Origin of the sequence: Actinosynnema sp. NPDC023658 (assembly GCF_040639995.1) — a bacterium.
In the GTDB taxonomy this organism is placed as follows: domain Bacteria; phylum Actinomycetota; class Actinomycetes; order Mycobacteriales; family Pseudonocardiaceae; genus Actinosynnema.
In genome coordinates this window covers 1-2040 of the sequence record NZ_JBFAAX010000964.1, presented here as the reverse complement: position 1 = coordinate 2040, position 2040 = coordinate 1, and the positions used below count along the sequence as shown (strand labels likewise).

At 74.6% G+C, this 2040-nt stretch carries 2 protein-coding genes; both read right to left on the bottom strand.

Translation table 11 applies throughout. From position 1 onward, the window contains the following. Positions 1–709: 709 nt before the first annotated feature. Positions 710–1444, bottom strand: a complete 735-nt coding sequence (locus AB0G02_RS36970) for a class I SAM-dependent methyltransferase (protein WP_360804179.1) — start codon at positions 1442–1444, stop codon at positions 710–712. Continuing rightward, positions 1441–2040, bottom strand: a 600-nt coding sequence (locus tag AB0G02_RS36965) for a 3,4-dihydroxy-2-butanone-4-phosphate synthase (protein WP_360804176.1), incomplete at its 5' end; no start/stop codon positions are given. The genes AB0G02_RS36970 and AB0G02_RS36965, both read right to left, overlap by 4 nt.

The window sequence follows — 2040 nt, the reverse complement described above, 5'->3', positions numbered from 1 at the left end:
AGTCGTCGCCGGCCGACGAGAGCCTGCAGCCCGGCACCTACCGCACGGTCGAGCGGTGGGAGCTCGCCGGCACCGAGTACGCCGACCAGAACAAGCCGCTGGTCGAGGGCTTCAACTGGTTCGTGATGTCCCCGCCGGTCGGCTGAGTCCCAGCAGCACCGAGGCCCCGCTCACCGAGCGGGGCCTCCGCGCGCGCACCGAATGCCCGACGGTTCCCGCCGCACCGCTGTCGGTGTGGCGATTAGTGCCCCTCACCCGGTCTCGGGGCCGGCTTGACGCATCAGCCGCTCGACCCCCGCTTGCGCGACATGCGGACGCCCCGACGCCGCAGCACCCGGTGCACCCGCGGGCTGCCGCAGGTGCCGCCCGAGGCGGTGTGGATGTCGCCGTTCCCGGACCGCGCTCCGGGAACGGATGTTCCCGGTGTCGGGCAAGTCGAAGTACCCCGAGCAGTTCCGCGAGGACGCCGTCGAGCTATTCCGTCTGCCGGCACCGCGTTGGTGGCGGCTTGCACGGACGTGTGGTTCCGCTGCCGTCCTCGGCCACGATGCTGCTGGTGGCGGCGTTGGCCGTGGGCACGACGACGGCCGGCACGAGCAGGGACGCCGTCACGGGGATGACACCGCGCAGCTTCTCGCGGATCGCCCTTCCCGACGGGGACTGGGAAGCGGCGGCGGCGTTCCGACGAGGGCCGGTGCACGTCCGGCGTTCACCCGGCACTGCCGCCGCGGCGGGCGGCCAGCACCAGCACCGGTGGTCGCCGGAGGTGCTCGGCCAGCCCGGGGTGCGTCGCGACGTCCGGCACCGGCTCGTCGATGTCGGTCAGCTCCAGGCCGGCGGCGAGGAGCGCACCGATCAGCGTGGTCAGCCGCCAGTGGTGCTTGCGCACGCCCTCGATGATCCAGTGCTGGGTCCGCGGGCCTTCCGCCGCGTAGTCGTCGACCGGCCACACCGTGCCGTGCTCCGTGCGCAACCACCCGGTCATGGGGTCGGCCGCGGTGCAGACGGGGTGCTCGACCGAGAAGGTGAACCGCCCGCCCGGCCGCAGCCAGCGTGCGACGCGCCGCACCAATCCCGGATAGTCCGCGACGTAGTGCAGGGCGAGGCTGCTGACGACCAGGTCCGCCGAGGACGCGGGTAGCGCGAGCTCGTCCAGATCGGCGCGCAGCAGGCGGACCCGCGGGTGCGGGGTGGACAGCGCCAGCATCCGCCGGGACGAGTCCACCGCCAGGACGTCCGCCGCTCCCGCTTCGGCCAGCCGGCGTGCGAGGGCTCCGGTTCCGCAACCCAGGTCGACGACCGCCGCGCCCGCCACCGGAGGCAGCACCCGTTCCAGGGCGGGGCCCTCGACGGCGTCGTTGATCGCGGTGGCCGAACCCCGCAGCAGGCGGTACCCCTCGAAGAACCGGTCGTCGTCGTAGAGGTCGCGCCCTGCCGTGCTCACAGGTACTTCCGGAGGTCGTCCACGTCGACCAGCGGCAGGCCCCAGCGCAGCGCGGCGACTTCCAGGTCGGCGGCCCCCGCCATCGTCCCGTCGGGGTTCATGACCTCGCAGCACACCCCGACCGGAGGCAGGCCGGCCGCCACGCACAGGGCGACGGTGGACTCGGTGTGGCCACCGCGCTCGACGAGCCCCCCGGGACGCGCGGCGAGCGGGAAGACGTGGCCCGGCCCGATGAAGTCGCCCGGAACAGCGCGCGGGTCGGCGAGGCGGCGGACGGTGGCCGCGCGCTCGGCCGCGGACACCCCGGTGCCGGTGCCGGCGGCCAGGTCCACCGGGACGTGCGCGCGGGTGCCGTGCCGGTCGCCCGGTCCGGGGATGGGACCGATCTCCAGCCGCTCCAGGACCTCGGGCGCGCACGGCACCGTCGGATGACCGCAGACCTGGGTGAGCAGGAAGGTGAACGCCTCCGGGCGCAGGTTCGCCCCCGCGAACACCACGTCGCCCTCACCCTCGAGGTCCGGGTCCCACACCACCACCGCACCGCCGGCGGCGAGCTGCGCGACGGCCTCCTGCACACCGCGAGCACCCGAGCGGCG